Source organism: Bacteroidota bacterium, from assembly GCA_016213405.1.
Classification (GTDB): Bacteria; Bacteroidota; Bacteroidia; order Palsa-948; family Palsa-948; genus Palsa-948.
In genome coordinates this window covers 32644-52524 of record JACRAM010000069.1, presented here as the reverse complement: position 1 = coordinate 52524, position 19881 = coordinate 32644, and the positions used below count along the sequence as shown (strand labels likewise).

The window sequence follows — 19881 nt, the reverse complement described above, 5'->3', positions numbered from 1 at the left end:
TTATTCCCTTTCCTGAGAATATGATCTGAGCGGGTGGGCGTAAATTTCTTTTTCTCCTTTTCTCGTTCTGAAAATATCGCAGGCAAGATACACTGCCGAGCGGAAAGATGTTTCGCTGGCTTTGTTTTGCCCGGCAATGTCGTAACCCACTCCGTGGTCGGGAGAAGTGCGGATGACCGGAAGTCCTGCTGTGTAATTCACTCCTGAATCAAACGCGAGCGCCTTGAACGGAACCAGTCCCTGATCGTGATACATGGCGAGCACCGCATCGAATTTCATGTGCATCGCGGTTCCGAAAAACCCGTCAGCGGAATACGGTCCCATCACCATTATGTTTTCGCTTTTCGCTTTCGCGATAGCGGGAACAATCACCACTGCTTCTTCGCCACCGATTGTTCCGTTATCTCCTGCGTGCGGATTTAATCCGAGCACAGCGATTTTTGGTTTGCGTATTCCGAAATCTTCCAGGAGAGATTTGTTGAGCAGTTTTATTTTATTAACTATTTTATCCTGGTTGATGATGGCGGAAACATTCGCAAGCGGAACATGCCCGGTCACCACGCCAACGCGGAATTTATCAGAACACATCAGCATGAGCGCATCGTTTTTAAAACGATTCTCCAAATAATCGGTGTGCCCTTTGAACTGAAACTGTTCTGACTGAATGTTATGCTTGTTGATGGGTGCCGTTACCAGCACATCAATTTTCTTTTGCTCCAATGCTTCGCAGGCAGCGCCAATTGACTTCAAAGCATATTTTCCTGCTGTTTGAGTGGAAGTGCCGAACTCAATCGGAATTTCTTCTTCGTACACATTTAAAATATTGAGCTGTCTTTGCATTGCCTGCTCAGCGCTTCGTATCTGATTGAAGCGTATTTCCACATTCATTGCCTTGCGATGAAAAGAAAAAGTTTTCTGCGAGCCGAAAAGAACAGGCGTGCAAACTTCCAGCATGGAAGTATCCATAAAAGTTTTAATAATAACTTCCAGCCCGATTCCGTTCGGGTCGCCCTGCGTGATGCCAACTTTTATTTTTTCTGAAGACATATTTTTTGAATATCGAATACTGAACAAGGAATGCTGAACACCGAAGTTTTTAATTTACTTCAACATTCGATATTCCTTGTTCGATATTCATGATTTGAGTTCTTAATAATTTTTAAGAAAATCGAAAAGAAGACGAACTCCCGTTCCCGTTCCGCCTTTTCCGCGATAGGAATCTTTCACGGTGAGAAATGCGGGACCGGCAATGTCAAGATGAATCCATGGATAATCAATGAAGCGCGCGAGAAATTTCCCTGCTGTGATGGCGCCTCCGTACGCACCGCCAATATTTTTCATGTCGGCAATATCGGATTTGATAAGCTCATCATATTCCTCCCAGAAAGGAAATTCTGCCAGGCGCTCGTGTACATTGTTTCCGCTGGCTTTCAATTTATTTTTCTGCGTTTCGCTTGCTGTTCCCATCGCCACCATTCCGAAAGTTCCGATAGCAGCGATTGCAGCGCCTGTCAGCGTTGCCAGGTCAATCACGAGTTCAGGGTTATATTGCTTCGCATACGCAAGCGCATCGGCAAGAATCATTCTTCCTTCCGCATCCGCGTTGAGCATTTCCACCATTTGCCCGTCATACATTTTTATTACATCACCGGGTGCATACGCGTTTCCACTGGGGCGGTTATCCGTTGAAGGAACCAAACCTATCACATGCACCGGAAGTTTTGCTTTCGCGATGGCGTACATCGTTCCTCCCACAGCGGCAGAGCCCGCCATGTCGCACTTCATGTAGTCCATGGAATTGGGTGTGGGCTTCAAACTCAATCCGCCCGTATCGTACACCACACCTTTTCCTACGAGCACAATCGGTTTTTTATTTTTATGGCGGCTGGGTTTCCATTCCATGATGGTGAAGGTGGGCGGATCAACGCTTCCTAAATTCACAGCCAGCAGTCCGCCCATCCCGAGCGAAGTGATTTTTGCTTTATCAAACACGGTCACTTTGAATCCCGCTTCCTTTCCCAATCGCTGAAATTCTTTTGCAAGTTGTGTCGCGTTGAGTGTGCTGACGGGTTCGTTCACCAAGGTTCTTGCTTCTCCAACCGCATCCACCGAAATCTGCAAGCGTTCAACATCTTTTACATTTACTTTTTTGCTGTTGACGAAAATATTTCTGAGGGTAAATTTATCTTTCTGAAAATCTTTTGTCTTGTATTTGATGAACTGGTAATTGCCGAGCGCGATTCCTTCAGCAAGAGCGAGGATTGCTTTTGCATCGCCAATGGCATCCACAACAACGATGGATTCTTTTTTCGCATCGTTGAGATAGATGGCTATTTTATCTCCCGCTTTCCGGCAGACCTCCAGCGTGAGCGCTTCTTTTTCTTTTTTAACCAGCAGCGAAAGAATCACCACTCGCCTCAATTGGTTGATAACGACAAGTTTTTTGTCCTTCTTTTCGAATTCCATTTTCGCATACTCCATTTCGGAAGATGACAAACCGAATCCTTCAAGCGAAGAATTCCTTTTACACAGCACCACCATGTTTTCGTTCTCTGACGGAACGGGTCCTTTCTTAATGAGCGTCATATTAATTCTTATTTTTGAGAGGGTAAATGTAGAGAAAATATGAATAGTGATTCCCTTCTTAAACGCGCGCTGCAGTTTGAATTTCTTTCCATTGAAGAAGGAGTTTTTCTCTTTGAGAAGGCGACTATTTCCGAACTGATGTATGTGGCGAATGAGCTGAGAAAAATTCAGAAGAAAGCCCTGCCTGCCGGCAGGCAGGGAAGCGAACACATTGTTACCTGGCAGATAGACCGAAACCTAAACACCACCAATGTGTGCATTGCCAACTGCAAGTTCTGCAACTTCTACCGCATTCCGGGACACGCTGAATCGTACATCACCGATATTGAAACGTATAAGAAAAAAATTGAAGAGACCTTCCGATGGGGAGGAGACCAGTTGCTGTTGCAGGGTGGACATCACCCTGAACTCGGATTAAAATTCTATACCGATTTATTTTCTTCACTAAAAAAACTTTATCCGAAGTTAAAATTGCATTCGCTCGGTCCGCCCGAAGTGGCGCACATCACCAAGTTGGAAAAATCCACGCACACCGAAGTGCTGAAAGCTCTGGTGGAAGCCGGATTGGATTCTCTCCCCGGTGCAGGCGCGGAAATTCTGAATGACCGCGTGCGCAGATTAATTTCCAACGGAAAATGCGGAGGTAAAGAATGGCTGGATGTGATGCGAGCCGCGCACAAACTTAATATCACCACATCAGCCACCATGATGTTCGGGCATGTGGAAACGCTGTATGAACGATTTGAACATTTGGTTTGGCTTCGTGAAGTGCAAAACGAAAAGCCGAAACACGCAAAAGGATTTCTCGCTTTCATTCCATGGACATTTCAGGATGTGGACACGCTTCTTGCCGAAGTGCGCGGGGTAAAAAACAGTACCACAGGCGAAGAATACATCCGCATGATTGCGATGAGCCGCATCATGCTTCCGAACATTCTTAACATTCAGGCATCATGGCTCACGGTGGGAAAAGAAACCGCTCAGCTAAGTTTACACGCAGGCGCCAACGATTTCGGAAGTATTATGCTGGAAGAAAATGTGGTTAGCGCGGCAGGCGCACCTCACCGCTTCACTTTTAAAACCATACAAGATGCCATCCGCGAAGCGGGTTTTGAACCTCAGTTGAGAAACCAGCAGTATGAATACCGCATTCTTCCGCAGGAAACAGTGGAGCAGGTGGTGAATTACTGAGTCCCCCGAAAGTTCCCAAGTCCCAAGTTCCAAATTCCAAGACCCAAATTCCAAGGGAACAGCCGATGCTGGCTGTTTCTTGGGACTTGGAACTTGGGGCTTGATGCTTGGGACTTATTTTTTTGTTGCACACGTGCAAGTAATATTTATCTTTGCCTCGCCTTTGTAAAGGATAAAAAATATACTCATGCAATCAAGCCGATACCCTGCTTATGTTTTCATTGCATGCCTCTCTGTATTTATGCTGGCTTTTTCTTTTTCATGCCAGCGGAATAAAGAATGCGATGTGGTGATAAACGTGGTGGATGGCAACAACAGCTCTCCGGTTTTTTCTGCAACGGTGCATTTGTATCCTCCCCCGGGAACAAACGGAAACCTTAACATTCAGGACCAAACCGGTGTGACCGATGCCGCAGGTTCTGTATCCTTCACGTTTAAACTCCCCGCCATTTTGCAGGCAGACATCACGCCCATTTCCACCAGCACGCTTACTGCCGGCAGCGCCCTTGTTAAACTGGAAGAAGGCAAGCAGGTGAGCAAGACCATTAAGCTGTATTAAGACTTAGGTTCTACTATGTTTGTTGTGGGTAAACTAAAAAATGAACAATAGAACAATAGAACATTTGAATAACGAAGTCAGAAGTAAAATACATTCACTTCGAATGTTCTTAGTTCAAATGTTCAAATGTTCGTTATTCAATTTACAGTTCTACTATAAATCTCTACCCACAGGAAACCTCGTAGAACTAGACTGACGCACACTTTGCCCTAAATCCCTGCCTCCGCCCTAAAGGGTGAAGGATTTTGGTTTTTGTCTTTGTCCCCTTTAGGGTTAGGGCTGCCTTTCTTTTCTCCCTTGGGGATACGACCTTGGAATTTGGGGCTTGGAATTTGGAACTTGGGACTTCAACATTTCGGAAAGCCCGGTTGCTTTGGTATAAATCAGAGGGCTTTTTTATTTTACCCGCAGTGAAATATTCCGTACATTAGTTTGTTCATTCCACTATTGTACTATTTTTGATGTACTGTTCAGCATGAAAAGAATCTTTACCATACTTTTTTCTATTCTTTCTTATTTCTCTTTCGCCACTCACGAGCGAGCAGGTGAAATTACTTTCGAATGTTTGGGAGGATATACTTATTCAATTACAATAACAACTTATACAAAAGGAAGCAGCGACCCGGCAGACCGATGCATGCTCACCATAAATTTTGGAGGAGGAGTTGGCGACACGGCTGTGGTTTGCAGAAGCAATTTTGAACCGGGCGACCCCTCAACAGATTATTGGAATGCTTCAGGCTGCTCCTGCGGAAGCGGGAACACTCACCACATGGGGGAATGGAACATTGGTTCTCCCAGTTTAGTTTCATTGAACATTAAAAAAAATGTTTACACAACCACTCATACGTATTCGGGTCCGGGAACTTACATTCTTTCCATGACCGATGCCAACCGTAATACTGGAATAGTGAACATGCCGCCCGGTAATGGCGACATTCCTTTCAGCATACAGGATACCCTGAAAATCTCTTCTGCTTATGGGATGCCACAGTGCAATAGCTCTCCCACCTTTTCCAATCCTCCGGTTGACAGGGCTTGTGCGGGAAAAATTTTTATTCATAACCCGGGCGCATCCGATATTGACGGAGATAGTTTGTCATATAAACTTGGTGTGTGTTTTGAAGATAGAGGCGTTCCGATTCCCGGCTATTATATTCCTTCGGGCGTTTCGCTTGACCCTTATACCGGGGATTTTGTGTGGAATGTTCCTCCGGCAGTTATCAGCCCTCCTGACTGTGATGAATATAATTTTGCAATTGATGTTGAAGAGTGGGCGTTAAATAAATGGACACATCATCGCTCTTTAATCGGCACAGTGAGAAGAGACATGCAAATAAGAGTATGCAATTGCCAGAACGACCCTCCCGTAATTTCACCTGTGGATGATACCTGTATTCTGGCAAATACAAATCTTACGCTCACGGTTACGGCTACTGACGTTATTCAGCTTGACGGCATTCAATCCTTTACCGTCACAGGAGGTCCGTTCAACACAACACCTTCTGCCACCTTTACCACATCATTTATTCCGCCAGCAACTCCGGTTACCGGAATTTTTTCATGGACTCCCACCTGCAGCCAGGTGAGGCAGCAGCCCTACCTTGTAACCTTCAAAGCGGTGGATGACGGTGCGCCTGATAGTCCTGCCGTTCCGCTTACGGATTACGAATCATTTTTCATACGGGTGATTGCGCCCGCACCCGCCAACCTTGCTGCCGGTCCTGATTGCGCCAAAATGCTTCTGAGCTGGAACACCGCTCCCTGCAATAACCAATCGGGGAATTATCTTTACAAATACAAAATATACCGCAGGATCGGCTGCGATACCAACACGGCAGGCAACTGCGTAACAGGCGTTCCGCCTTTGTGGGGATACACGCTGATAGCCACCGTATCAAACGCCACCACTTCTTACACCGATAACAACGGGGGCTTGGGGCTGGTGCCGGGCAATGATTATTCCTACCGCGTAACAGCAACTTATATTGACGGTGCCGAAAGTTATGCCTCCGACCCTGTGTGCAAACACCTGGTGCGCGACATGCCCATTATCACCAATGTGGATGTGAAAAACACAGGCACCACCAACGGAGTGATAAATATAAAATGGGTGAAGCCGCTCGTGAGCGCTACGGATTTTGATACTATACTGAATCCAGGTCCTTATAAATTTGAACTGATGCGCGCTGCCGGGTCTGCTCCTCTTTCTCTGATAAAAACATTCTCCAGCCCCTTCTTTGCCGCGCTGGATACTACTTATCTTGATTCGTTCCTCACTACGCAAACCAAACCCTACAAGTACCGCGTTGACTTTTATCACGGAACAAGTACTTCATCCTGCTATGCGCAAAGCGCTTCTTCGGTGTTTTTAACCTGCCATCCGAACGATAATCAGATTCAAATCACCTGGAACGAGCAGGTGCCATGGTCAAATGACCGGTATGACATTTATAAATTCAACGGCTCTGTGTGGGATTCTATCGGCACCACTACTTTGCAAACATTTACCGATACGGGGCTGGGCAACGGAATAACGTATTGCTACAAGGTGAAAAGCACTGGCGCATACATTGACACCACGCTTCCAAAGCCGCTCATCAACTGGTCTCAGGAACTTTGCTGCGCGCCTGTTGACCTGACTCCGCCCTGCCCTGTTTCGCTGGCGGTGGATTCAAGCTGCGACTTATCAAGAAATATTTTAACGTGGAACAACCCGAACAACTCCTGCTGCGATGACGCGCTGTATTACATCCTCTATTATTCGCCTGTTGAAGACGATGATTTTTCAGTGCTCGATACTATTTTCAACATAAACACTACCACATTTATTGATGATAGTTTGTCATCCATTGCGGGATGCTACGCGGTCACTTCGGTGGATTCATTCAGCAACGAAAGCGCTTTCAGCAACCTGGTTTGCATTGACAATTGCCCTTACTATGAACTCCCCAATGTGTTCACTCCGAACGGGGACGGGTCAAACGATTTCTTCACTCCCCTGCATCCGTATAAATATGTAAAGGATATTGACATTAAGATTTACAACCGATGGGGAACGGAAGTGTTCCGCACTGCCGACCCTGAAATAATGTGGGATGGAAAAAGCGCACAGACAAAAATGCAATGTTCAGATGGAGTGTACTTTTATGCCTGCATTGTGAATGACATCCGCCTCAAAGGAATCATTCCCCGCTCGCTGGTAGGCAATGTGCATTTGCTCAGCAAGTAATTGCCTCACCCTAACCCTCTCCTGAAGGAGAGGGAACTTATCCGCATTTTTTGTAATTCGTATATTCGCAGTCAAGTTTACCCTGAGCGTAGTCGAAGGGTTATCCGTACCATGTTTACAGGAATTATAGAAGCCACAGGAAAAGTAATTTCTATTGAGAAGGATAAATCCAATCTCAGGTTCGGGATTGAATGTGCTTTTGCGAAGGAATTAAAAATCGGGCAAAGCGTTGCGCACAACGGAGTGTGCCTCACCGTAGAAAACATTTCTTCTTCCAGGAAAAATTATACTGTAACAGCGGTTAAAGAAACTCTCGATAAATCCAATCTTGGCTTATTAAAAAAAGGAAATAGGATAAACCTTGAACGCTCATTAAAAATCGGTGATAGGCTGGACGGGCATTTTGTGCAGGGGCATGTGGATTGCATGGCAGAGGTGAATGCAATCAAGAAAGAAAAGGGAAGCTGGAGTTTCAAATTCCAAGTCTCAAACTCCAAGTCTCAAGTCTCAAATCTGATAATTGAAAAGGGAAGCATTTGCATAAATGGCGTATCTCTTACTGTTGTTGACACCTCCCCTAACGGGGGAGATTTAGAGGGGGCTTCCTTTTCAGTGGCAATCATTCCACATACATTCAAGCACACCAATTTTTCTTCTCTGAAGAAAGGCGATAAAGCAAACATCGAGTTTGATATTCTCGGCAAGCACATTGAAAAGATTCTTTCTTCCCGCCTTTCCTAAGAACTCTCTCCCCTTTCACAAATTTCCTTCTTCGAAAATTCATATTCCGCAATAATTTCCTCCACAATTCTTTTCACCGGTTTAATTTCTTTCAGCATGGCGCTCACCTGCCCTATCTCCAGTTCGCCTTCTTCCAAATCTCCTTCAAACATTCCTTTTTTTGCGCGGGCTTTTCCTAAAATAGTTTTCAGTTCTTCCGTTGACGCGCCTTTGTCTTCGGCATCCTGCACCTGCATAAAAAATTTATTCTTCACTACCCGCACAGGACCTAATTTTTTCAGGGAGAGCTGCGTATCGCCTTCATTCAGTTCAGTGATTTTCTTTTTAAAGCCGGCATGAAGCGAAGATTCTTCTGAAGCCGCAAAGCGTGAGCCGATCTGCACTCCGTCCGCGCCCAGAGCAAGTGCCGCAAGCATTTGCCTGCCGGTGGCAATTCCACCTGCGGCAATGAGCGGGAGTTTTATTTTTTCTCTCACCATCGGAATCAGAACCATCGTGGTAGTTTCTTCGCGCCCGTTGTGCCCGCCTGCTTCAAAACCTTCCGCCACCACCGCATCGCATCCTGCCTCTTCGCTCTTCTGCGCAAACTTTACGCTGGCTACCACGTGCACTACTTTTATTCCTCGCTCCTTCAGCCAGCCCGTCCATGTTTTCGGGTTTCCGGCAGAAGTGAAAACAACTTTCACACCTTCTTCCACAATGATATTCATTATCTTTTCTATCTCAGGATAAAGCATGGGCACGTTAACTCCGAAAGGTTGAGTGGTCGCTTTTTTGCATTTCTGAATATGTTCGCGCAAAACATCGGGGTGCATGGAGCCCGCACCAATCAGTCCTAAACAACCTGAATTTGAAGCGGCTGAAGCCAACCGCCAGCCACTGGTCCAGATCATTCCTGCCTGTATAATAGGGTACTGAATTCCTAATAAATTGCAGATTTTGTTCTTCATATAAAATTTATATCTTTGTAGTTGTAATAACTGAAACAAAGTAAACGAAAATTCCGTTCAAGCTGTATCTGAATGTTTACAATGAAAAAAATAGTTTTCTCCTGTTTTATTCTTTCCTTTTCCACGCTGGGATTTTCTCAGTATAAATGGGATTTCGGAGTGAACCTTGGCGCTGCAAATTATCTGGGTGAAATCGGAGGAAAAGAAAAAACACGAAGAGATTTCATTCTTGATTTAAAACTATCGCAGACAAGAAGTGCGGTAGGAGGATTTGCCCGATATAAAATCAATCCTGATATTTATATCAGAACCAGCCTTGCCTGGAACCGGATTTCAGGAGCAGATAAATTTTCTACCAATCCCGGCAGAACGGGAAGAAACCTTAGTTTCAGAAATGATATTTATGAAGCAAGCGTTACCGGTCAGTATATGTTTTATGATGTTGCCGATCTGGGAAGAACCTATCGCTACCGCAATGATTTCAAGGCATATATTTTTACCGGATTCGCAGGATTGTATAATAACCCCAAAGCACAATATAACGGAAGCTGGGTTGCATTAGCCCCATTGCATACAGAAGGTCAGGGACTTGTTGCAGGCGCTCCAAAAGTTTATGGAAAATTTCAGATTGCCGTTCCCGCAGGAGCAGGATTCTTTTTTACCATCAGCAAAATATACCGCATCGGATGGGAGCTTAACTGGAGAACAACTTTCACGGATTATCTTGATGATGTTAGTACGAACTATGTTGACCCCTCTGTTTTTGCCGGCAATCAAACAGCCATTGATCTTGCCAACCGCAATCCTGAGTTAACATACGATGATAATTCGCTCCCTGATCCCAGAAATTATTATCCGCATATTGAAAATGGAACCAAAGTGTATCCTAAACGTGGCGACCCTACGCACAATGATTCTTACCTGAGCACTACCATTAACGCGAGTTACGTGCTGAAAGGAAGAAGCAGGTTTGCCAAGACAAAGTATAAATCTTATTTCAAGGGGAAGAAATATACCAAACGTACCATTCGCGCCAAGTTCTAAAAGTATTCCCTTTCCATAAAGGGTGAAAACAAGAAAAGAAATTTTTCTCAGCCGAAAATAACTTACTCCCTTTAGGGGTGGGGAAAAAATTGTCTCAGTTTTGAAAGCGGCTTTGCAATAAAAGTGAACGGTGCCGGCTTTAATCCGTTTATTTTCCATGCTGCTTTATCTTCACGATTCGCTTTTATTCGGCTTATCAGGGTAACGTTACTCTTTCCGCCTGTTCTCATTTTCACCAGCACTTCCGGAATATAGGAAGATGAGATTTTGTTCTTATACAGGAACCGGAGCATGAGTTCATAATCAGCAGCAATAGAAAAGGAAGTATTGAACAATCCGAATTTTTCATAGCAGTTTCTCCTTACGAAAAATGTTGGGTGCGGGGGCATCCACCCTTTGAGAAAAAGTTTTGGATTATATGGCTGTGATTTCCAGTATCTGAAAATTGTTTGCGAATTATCTTTTGCCACATATTGCAAATCTCCATAAACGCAGTCGGTTTGTTTTAACTGAAACTCTTTCACAATCAGAGAAATTATTTTTTCATTCACATAAAAATCATCTGCATTCAAAATGCCAACAACATCTCCCGAAGCAGATTTTATTCCTTTATTAATAGCGAAATACATTCCACTGTCTTTTTCAACAATGAGCTTTGAAATTCTATTCTTATATTTTTCAATTATTGAAATTGTTTTGTCGGTGGAATTTCCATCAACAATAATATATTCAATATCGCTATAACTCTGTTGAAGCACGGATTGAATGGCAGACTCAATCGTTGTTTCTGCATTATAACAAACAGTGATAATGGAAACTTTCATTATTACAGATTAAATAATTTTTTCCATACGGCAAAACTTATCATTCTGAATACACGCACGCCATCTGTATGATTTGAAATGCTGAAAAACTTACGGGGATTGTTTTTTAGTTTTTGTACATCAATAAAATCTTTCACTGAATCGTCAAAAAAGTCGAGGCATTCATTCTGAATCTGCTTCATCCATTTATCTATCGGGGTAACAAAGCCAAGTTTGTCTTTTCTTTCCTTGATTTCTTTCGGAAGGTAATTTCTCATTGCTTCGCGAAGTAAATGTTTATTTACTCCATTATGAATTTTATATGTCCCTGGAATGCTGAAAATATATTCCACAAGCTTATGGTCATCGGCAAAAGGAGTTCGCGCCTCAATGGAATGCCACATGGATGAACGATCTTCGTATTTGAGATACATTTTCAGGCGTGTATTTGTAAAATCTTTCAAAAGCGCTTCGTTAAGCGAAGTGGATGTGTTTACATCCATCTCTGCCAGCCCAGTGCTTGTATTGACATACTCACGTATAACACTTTTATTTAAAAAACCATTTTGACTGAAATAAGATTTATAAAATGACTCCTGCAAAGAAGGGGGCGTTAATGATATAAATTGTTTTCTGAAAAAGTTTTTACTCATTTGCTTAAAATTGAACATTGCTTTTCCATCTGCAGATGTTTCGGAAAAAAGTTTTTTAATCTGCCCATTGCGTAAAAGTTCTTTCCAGAATACCATAGAATGTGACAGATACCCTCCGAATAATTCATCGCCTCCTTGTCCATCAAGAATAACTTTTATGTTTTTTTCCTTTGCTCTGCGCATTAGCTGAAATTGTCCGTAAGTTCCTGTCGAACAAACAGGAGTGTCCTGTGCATAATTCATGTCGTGGAAATCTTTTAGCAAATCAACTGCAGTGGGGCGGACTAAATTCCATTCTGCATTTGTTTGGTCAACCACATATTTTGCCCATGGACTTTCATCAATATCTTTTTCTTCAAACTTCAGTGTAAATACATTCAGCTTGTCTCCAAGATTTACTTTATGTCCTGTGCTGATTAATTTTCCCATGATGCTTACGATGGCCGAACTGTCAATGCCACCGCTAAGGCATGAACCCACAGGAACATCAGAACGCAATCTGAGTTGTACAGAATCGACAAGAAGTCTCTCCGTTTCATCACGGTATTCTGAGAATTTATTTTCACCAAATGATGAACAAAGCGTGTTTGCTTTAAGGTTATAATAATTCCATTTTGCCAATTCCCCTGTTTTCAAATTTATCCAGAAGTTGTGCGCTGGCATCAGCTCAAAAATATTTTTGAACATATTCTCTTCTCCTCTTTCGATATATTGTATGTCTCCGACAAGAAATGCGGATGCCGCTTTGCGATTTATCGCTGTATGAACAAACGGAAGCTTTAGCAGTGCTTTTTGCTCAGATGCAAAAGCAAAAACATTCTCGTCCTTGTAATAATAGAAAGGCTTCACTCCCACCCTGTCGCGCGAACAGAATAAAATATTTTTTTCGCTGTCAAAAATCACAAACGCCCACATTCCGTTGAAATGATTCACACAATTTTCTCCCCAATGCAAATAGGATTGTAAAATAACTTCCGTGTCTGTATTTGTCCGGAAAGAGAATCCTTTATCAGACAACTCTACGCGAAGTTCTATATGGTTGTAAATTTCACCGTTGTAAATAATCCAGATTTTTTTTTCAGCATCACACATCGGCTGATGTCCTGCAGGAGAAACATCAATAACAGATAACCTTCTGTGACCAAAAGCAAAACGAATATTTTCTATAGGAACATTCTCAACAGAAATTTTCGGAGAATAAGTAAGGGCAGATTCAATAACGTTTGCAGGTGTTTCCTTTCCATATGCTGAAACCATTTTAGAATCTCCGTGAAATAAAAAACCTTCTCCGTCAGGACCTCGGTGTCGTAGCGTATCCGTCATCGTTTTAATATGAAGAGGGATATCCCGAACGCTTTCGTTAAGATTGATTATGCCAGTAATGCCACACATGATAAGACCAAAACCTATTGAGTTTGTTTCGAAAAAAAAATATTTTTCATTTCCAGATAAACAACATTAAAATCATTTCGTGTAAAAATAAAATCACGAAGGTGCACCTCTTCTGCTTCTTTCATAAACATGATAAACTGATAAACTACTCCGCTCGTATAAGATGCGCTCGCTGTAATTCCAGCCCCCATCATGCCATACCGTGGAATCAAAATAAATCCTAATGCCAATGTTATGCAAAACCCAATCATGGAAGCGAAAACACTTACTTTTGGTTTACCTATGCCAACAAAGTAGGCGCTGAATATTATTCCTGCAGAAAAAATAATTATACCTACACTGAGGGGAAAAAGAACGGCTTTTATCCCGCCAAAACCCTCTCCAAAAACAAATGCAAACAAGGATGCAGGCATACAAAGCAAAATGCCGGTGCAAACGATCGTGCTAAGAAATACAATTTTTACTAAAATCACTGTAAGTTTTCGAGAATATTGTTTGTCATCTGAGTTTGAAATTCTGGAATACAAAATAAGAGCCACACTCTGGCTGATGAGCCATAATGCCTCTGCAACAGAAACAGCGATTGAATAAATTCCAACTTCTTTTCTTCCCTCTTCATGAAATTTATCTACCAGATAAAAACTTAAGCGGTAATTGAACATTTGCGCAATGTTTCCCGCCTGCACGACAAATCCACTTTTCAATGTTTCATAAAAAGTTACAGTTATATTTTTGAATGAGATTTTCTGAAGATGTTTAATAATAAAAACAAAACTCAAAATAAGAGCAATGGATGATGAAAAATAAAGGGCATTAATATAGGCTGATAAATTTTTCATGCCATAAATTTCAAGATAAAAAACAAAACACGCGATCATTGTAAATGATTGAAGCAAAGCAGTGAGATTACATTTGTGCACTTCTTCCTTTCCCATCATAATCATGGTATTGATTGTAATAACAGAATATAATAATGAAATCATGATAAGATGTCTGCAGGAATCTGCATCAGATAAATGCAGAAGAACGAGTATAAGTGGCGCGGTGATGGAAGAAATAAACGCCCATGCATAGGATGGCAAAAGAAGATGCATGATGTTATTTCTTGGGACAAGGTAAACAAGATAGGGTCCTCCAACAAAATTATTTATCAGTTGAACAATCGTAAGATTGAGCATAAATAAACTTGCATCGCCTTTTCCCTCAGGCCCCAAATACTGCGAAGTAACGATAGCGAGAGCAAATGTCAAACCTGCAAGTAATGTGCGCGCAAAAATTGTTGATACGATTTTTTTAAACATTTTTACAGAATCACTTCTTTATATACGTTGTCGAATTTTTCTGAAACAGCATTATAACTGAAATTATTCATTGCATATTCTCTCAAATAATCTGCATTGAACATTTTTGTTTTTTTCAAAACTGCCTGAATAGCATCACAGAGTGCATTTTCATCACAGGGAGGAACCAATATTCCCAACTCATTATTAATATGCTCCATCATGCCGTGAATGGCAGAGCCAATTACAGGCAGCCCGCTAGCCAGTGATTCTGTCATCACGCTTGGCATATTATCATAATTGCTGAACAAAATAAATGCATCTGCGTTTCTCATTGCTTCAGCTACTTCAGAAGATTTTTTTGCACCATGAAAAAAAATAAAATTATTCAATAATTTATTTTCCACAGCAAGCTTTTCCATCTCCTTCATGTCTGCACCATCTCCGATTATATGATATTCAAAATCATTTCTTAAAAAAGATATTTTTTTTATTACTCTAATTGTGCCGGATATATTTTTCGCTCTATCATCCATATCGGCAACTGTGAGCAGTGTAAATTTTTCTTTCAACTTTTTTTCAGGCGCTGGATGAAATTGGTTTATATCTACAACATTTGGAATAATGTGATATACGTTATTTAATTTATATGTAATCATTGCATCCCTCAAACTTTTGCTTACGACAGTAACGCCATCTGCTTTTCGCACAGCAAGTTTGGTAAGCCACTTTTTCAAAAATCCTTTATAGGAACCATCTTCAGGTAAATAACCTGACCATTGTTCGGTAATGATATATGGAGTGTTGTTAAACATTTTATAATAATACGCTATAAAAAAAGTTCTTGCTAAAACATGAATATGGGAAATATCGGGCGTTCCGAATTTTTCTTTAATAATTTTTATTCCCAATCTGCAGGATTTTAAGTAACGGAAAAATTTGATGAAGGATGGTGCTGAGTTATTGTAATATACCCTTGCAGTTGATATTCCATCTTCAACAGAAAATTCAGAATCATAAATTTTATTTTTCATTTCAGGATCAGCGTTAACAAAAAGAACAGCAACTTTATGCTTCAATGCAACTGACAAGGCATGGCGTCTGATGAAAATGCCTTTTAACGGGTCGTTTCTGTCAGGATACCACCTGGGAATGAAAAGTATTTTAAGGTTTTTTTTCACACAAGTTATTTCAGTTGATAAATTTTTAATTCGATTTCAGGAATTATTTTTTCGTTCGAATATATTGAATCAGGAACAACCAAAGAGCTATCCCAAGACAATAAATACCTGATATTGAATTTTTGTAATTCTTGTGCAATGTTTTTGCCTTGTTCAGGAACGCAGAGCATGCCGAAGTATTTTCTATCTGCCAAATAACTAACAAGAGCTGATTTAGCGTAATGCACATCTGGATTTTCATTTGATGAAAAAAGAGAGGCAGTTTCTCCCGAAATAAATTTTGTTACTTCTGCTTTCTCATTATAAATTGCTACGTGCTCATTATAATATTTTCTAAATTCAATCAAAGGATTTTTGACAAAAAGAAAGAGGAAAATGGATAAAAATAATATTCCTACTTTTTTATTTCTTTCAATGAGTCTATGAAAAGAATAATAAGAAAGTATTGCGATTGCAACCGTGTTAATCCAAAGATATCTTTCCATTACTAAAAGAAAAACGTATGGAAAAGTGCAGCAAATACATAAAACAAACAATGTCAGATTATTTGTAAAAATATTTTTAACATCTTCTTTCCCATAAAACCATAATAACAGCAGAGAAATACATAAAACAGTTCCCGCATCTAATCCAAAATAAAATGAACGTATGCTCAGCAAATTTTTTCCAATCACTAACAAATAATGAATAAAATTTTCAGAACTTGTAAATGGAGACCACTGAACCAAAAACATTTTTTGCGGCTCTTCCCATGCACATAATGATGATTCACTAGGAGGTGGGGTGAGTCCTTGCCTCGAATACGGGTGTCTTATTTCTGAAAAAACATCGGGGTTGATAAAAGGGTTGATAACATTCAAATTATAGGAAGCAGCAGAAGAAATAACAAATTTATTTTCCTTATTGCTTATTAAATAAATCCAAACAGATGAAATCCCCAAAAAGACAAATAACGTCAGCACATATTTTATCAATATAGTTTTGACAGGAGACTCTTTTTTGAAGTATAATAATAAATTGTAAGCGGAAAATGTTACTAAGAAAAAAGAAAATCCAATGCCCTTTGAAAAATATAGTAATGCGCCCATTGTTCCAATAATTATAAATGAAATCCTTTTTCCAAAGTAAAATGTTTTTTTATTCAAAATAACACCGAGCCAAATTGATAACGCAAGAAATATCAAATCTGCAGTTAAAACCAAAAGCACGCAGTTGAGAATGAAAATAAGAACGGCAGACATTATTGAATAATAAATAAATCTGTTATTGCTGCTTGAAAGCAGTCTGTTGATTCCAAGTAATACAAAACCTCCAATTACTAATTGCAATACTTTGGCAAGTACAATAGGCTCAATCCCGCTCAATATTAAAATTGATAAAAGCCATGAGAAAAGAGGACTCCAGAAACTGTTCATGGCTTCTGTAAAATTCCCTACAGAATATTTTTTCGCAATGACAAGATATTGCAGCGCATCAGGAGAATCTACAAAATACTTATAGTGAGGAAATAAAATGATTGCAAGTAATACATATACCAACAATACGATGAATATATCCTTTTGCACTTTCATATAAAAAACATCATCAGGAAAGTTTTTTCAACTTTAAGCGGATTGAATTTCCAATCACAACAACATCTGAAAATGCCATAATAAGCGCGCCAATCATAGGGCTGAGAAATCCTGCTGCTGCAATCGGAATGGCAACCACATTATAAAAAAATGCCCAGAAAAGATTTTGCTTTATGGTTTTCAGCGTGTGTTTGCTGATAAGATAAGCAGTTTGTAATTGCAATAAATCCTTTTCATTCAATAAAATTATTTGCGATGAATGAATAGCAACTTGTGTAGCGTTCCCTATTGAAATCCCTACAGATGCTTTTGCAAGCGCAGGCGCATCGTTGATTCCATCTCCCACCATTGCAATATGCCCATTCTTTGTCAGTGAATCTATCATGTTGAGTTTTTGATCGGGCAGCTGTTCACTGTAAACTTCTTTAATACCAAGTTCGAATGCAATTTCATCACAGCGTTTTTTTGTATCTCCGCTGAGGAGAATTGGGTTAATATTCAGGGATTTTAAAAAAGAAATAGTTTCTTTTGAACCTTCTTTTATTTCGTCATTCATATCTACAACGCCCATCAGGAAATTATTTTTCAAAACATAAAGAGAATGGGATTTATCTGCTGAAGATTCTGCAATCAGTCGTTGCGAACCTACTTTGTAAATGATACCATCAGAAGTTTTTGCTTCAATGCCGATGCCCTTTATCTCTTTGATTTCGGCAAAAGAAATCTTGTAAAATGATTTGCCTTTCAATTCATTCACGATTGATTTTGCAATGGGGTGTGAAGAATGTTGTTCAAGGTAAAAAAGAACAGATTCAATTTCTTCTTTTGAAGAACCGTTCTTCGCTTCAATATTTTTTATTTTGAAATTGCCTGTGGTGAGCGTTCCTGTTTTATCGAACACTATGCTTTTCACTTTCGCAAATTCTTCGAGAGAGCTTCCGCCTTTAATGAGAATTCCATTTTTTGCTGCTCGCCCGATTCCAACCATTACGGCTGTGGGAGTTGCCAGTCCCATCGCGCAAGGACAGGAAATTACCAGCACGGCAATGCTGTTCATCAAAGATTTCTGAATGGAAATATCAAAAACAAAATGACAAATCAAAAAAGTTAAAACTGAAACGCCTAAAACTATCGGAACAAAAATGTTGCTGACTTTATCTCCGAGTTTTTGAATGGAAGGTTTGGCTTGCTGTGCGTTCTTCACCATCTCAATAATTTTTGAAAGAACTGTTTCCTTTCCGATTTTTTCAGCGAGCATCCGCATATTCCCGCTCACAGTGATGGTTCCTCCAATGACTTTTTCTCCTTTGGATTTTTCCACAGGAAAACTTTCTCCTGTAATCATAGATTCATCCACAGAAATATTTCCTGAAAGAATTGAACCATCCACAGGTATTTTATCCCCCATGTTTACAATCAAAATGTCTCCGACAAGAATTTCTTTCACTGAAACTTCATAAATCATTTCCAGCCCGTTATGTAGCATTACTTTTTTTGCTATGGAAGTCTGAAGTTTGGTGAGTTCGCTGATAGCGCTGGTGGTTTGTTTCACCGAGCGGTGTTCAATAACATTTCCAAGCAGAACAAGCGTGATGATGGTGGCTGTGGTTTCAAAAAATAAATAATTGTGTGCTTCATGTGTTCCAAAAAAAAGAACCAATCCGATAATGCTGTATACAAATGCCGAACCCGAACCAATCATTATGAGCACATCCATATTGGGCGCTCCAACTTTAACAGAACTCCATGCACTTTTTCCAAAGTATATCAAGCCGATTATAAAAACAGGAATGCACATGACTAACTGTACAAGCGGCTGATTCAACACAAAGTCGTGCTTGAAAATCATATGAGAGAGAAAAAGCGGAATCGTAAACGGAATAGTGCTAAGAAATTTTTTCTCTACCGATGCAAGTCCCTTCTCGTGCGCTTCAACTTCCGATTGACTTATTACTTTATATCCTGCTTTTTGAATTCCATCAATTATTTTTTTCAATCCGCTTTCATCCTCTAAGAAAAATCTTGCTTCTCCGGTCGCGTAATTTACATTGGGATATTCAGCAGCATTGTTTTCTAAAACTTTTGTAATCGTCATGGCACAATGCGCACAGGTCATTCCTTCAACATGCAGAGTAATCTGGGTTTCTTTTTCGTAAGTATGTCCGTGATGATTCATCACATCAGGTACACAGCATCGTTTTTCCCGCCATTCAGTTCAACGGAAATGTGTTCCTGCATAGTGGTGGCAAGAGAGATGCCGACATAATCAGCTTTCACAGGATAGGAATGGTGAGCGCGGTCAACAAGCACAACAGTAGTGAGTCGCTTCACAGAATATTTGAGGAAAGGATCCATGCTATACATCATAGTTCTTCCAGACTCCAATACATCATCTACCACAATAATCACTTTATCTTTCAACTCTTTTTCATGCAAGTTCACTTTCACATTTTCGGAAAGAGGATTTTTTTTATTCACGATGATTTCAGCCAGCGTTACTTTGATGGAGGAAATTTCTTTTACTTTTTCTGAAATTCTTTCTGCCAATGTATAACCGTTCTTTGTAATTCCTGCTATAATGAGTTCTTTCTCTTGATAATTATTTTCGTAAATCTGATAAGCGATTCTGTTAATACGCTGCTGAATTTGTCGCGCATCAAGAATAAGTGTTTTACTATTTGGCATTGCTCGTGGTTGA

Annotated in this window: 15 protein-coding genes; 5 read left to right on the top strand and 10 right to left on the bottom strand. The window is 40.5% G+C overall.

Features of this window, described 5'->3' with window-relative positions; translation table 11 throughout:
• Positions 1-1047, bottom strand: a complete 1047-nt coding sequence (pdxA, locus tag HY841_08555; protein ID MBI4930797.1) for a 4-hydroxythreonine-4-phosphate dehydrogenase PdxA — start codon at positions 1045-1047, stop codon at positions 1-3.
• Between the two features lie 102 nt (positions 1048-1149).
• Positions 1150-2541, bottom strand: coding sequence for a leucyl aminopeptidase (locus HY841_08550; protein MBI4930796.1), 1392 nt, complete (start codon positions 2539-2541; stop codon positions 1150-1152).
• A gap of 84 nt (positions 2542-2625) precedes the next feature.
• On the opposite strand from HY841_08550, the gene HY841_08545 reads away from it, so the two are divergent.
• The 4 genes from HY841_08545 to HY841_08530 all read left to right on the top strand — a co-directional run bounded on the left by HY841_08545 (position 2626) and on the right by HY841_08530 (position 8309).
• Positions 2626-3777: a CofH family radical SAM protein gene (locus HY841_08545; protein MBI4930795.1), complete on the top strand. Its 1152-nt coding sequence runs from the start codon at positions 2626-2628 to the stop codon at positions 3775-3777.
• A gap of 187 nt (positions 3778-3964) precedes the next feature.
• A complete protein-coding gene (locus HY841_08540; protein ID MBI4930794.1) occupies positions 3965-4336 on the top strand; it encodes a hypothetical protein in 372 nt (123 codons plus the stop codon).
• A gap of 475 nt (positions 4337-4811) precedes the next feature.
• The gene (locus HY841_08535; protein ID MBI4930793.1) at positions 4812-7568 is read left to right on the top strand and encodes a gliding motility-associated C-terminal domain-containing protein; all 2757 of its coding nucleotides are present in this window, start codon (positions 4812-4814) and stop codon (positions 7566-7568) included.
• A 111-nt stretch (positions 7569-7679) separates the two neighbouring features.
• Positions 7680-8309 (top strand): riboflavin synthase, encoded by a 630-nt coding sequence (locus HY841_08530; protein ID MBI4930792.1) that lies wholly within the window; start codon positions 7680-7682, stop codon positions 8307-8309.
• Here the strand turns inward: HY841_08530 and HY841_08525 are convergent.
• A complete protein-coding gene (locus tag HY841_08525) occupies positions 8306-9259 on the bottom strand; it encodes a nitronate monooxygenase (protein ID MBI4930791.1) in 954 nt (317 codons plus the stop codon). The two genes, HY841_08530 and HY841_08525, sit on opposite strands and share 4 nt — an antisense overlap.
• Positions 9260-9340: 81 nt before the next feature.
• Here HY841_08525 and HY841_08520 point away from each other — a divergent pair, with 81 nt between their 5' ends.
• Positions 9341-10303, top strand: coding sequence for a hypothetical protein (locus HY841_08520; GenBank protein MBI4930790.1), 963 nt, complete (start codon positions 9341-9343; stop codon positions 10301-10303).
• A 71-nt stretch (positions 10304-10374) separates the two neighbouring features.
• Here the strand turns inward: HY841_08520 and HY841_08515 are convergent, their stop codons facing one another.
• From HY841_08515 to HY841_08485, 7 genes are read right to left on the bottom strand one after another with little or no spacing between them, the layout of a single operon-like run.
• Complete coding sequence (locus tag HY841_08515) at positions 10375-11127, bottom strand: glycosyltransferase (protein ID MBI4930789.1); 753 nt, start codon at positions 11125-11127, stop codon at positions 10375-10377.
• Between the two features lie 2 nt (positions 11128-11129).
• Positions 11130-13151, bottom strand: coding sequence for an asparagine synthase (glutamine-hydrolyzing) (gene asnB / locus HY841_08510; protein MBI4930788.1), 2022 nt, complete (start codon positions 13149-13151; stop codon positions 11130-11132).
• 14 nt (positions 13152-13165) lie between these two features.
• The gene (locus HY841_08505; protein ID MBI4930787.1) at positions 13166-14452 is read right to left on the bottom strand and encodes a polysaccharide biosynthesis C-terminal domain-containing protein; all 1287 of its coding nucleotides are present in this window, start codon (positions 14450-14452) and stop codon (positions 13166-13168) included.
• A 2-nt stretch (positions 14453-14454) separates the two neighbouring features.
• Positions 14455-15612, bottom strand: a complete 1158-nt coding sequence (locus tag HY841_08500; GenBank protein ID MBI4930786.1) for a glycosyltransferase family 4 protein — start codon at positions 15610-15612, stop codon at positions 14455-14457.
• Positions 15613-15617: 5 nt separating this feature from the next.
• Complete coding sequence (locus HY841_08495) at positions 15618-17183, bottom strand: hypothetical protein (GenBank protein MBI4930785.1); 1566 nt, start codon at positions 17181-17183, stop codon at positions 15618-15620.
• A 13-nt stretch (positions 17184-17196) separates the two neighbouring features.
• Positions 17197-19359, bottom strand: coding sequence for a cadmium-translocating P-type ATPase (cadA, locus tag HY841_08490; GenBank protein ID MBI4930784.1), 2163 nt, complete (start codon positions 19357-19359; stop codon positions 17197-17199).
• Positions 19359-19868, bottom strand: coding sequence for a phosphoribosyltransferase (locus HY841_08485; protein ID MBI4930783.1), 510 nt, complete (start codon positions 19866-19868; stop codon positions 19359-19361). The genes cadA and HY841_08485 overlap by 1 nt, the downstream gene beginning before the upstream one ends.
• Positions 19869-19881 lie beyond the last annotated feature (13 nt).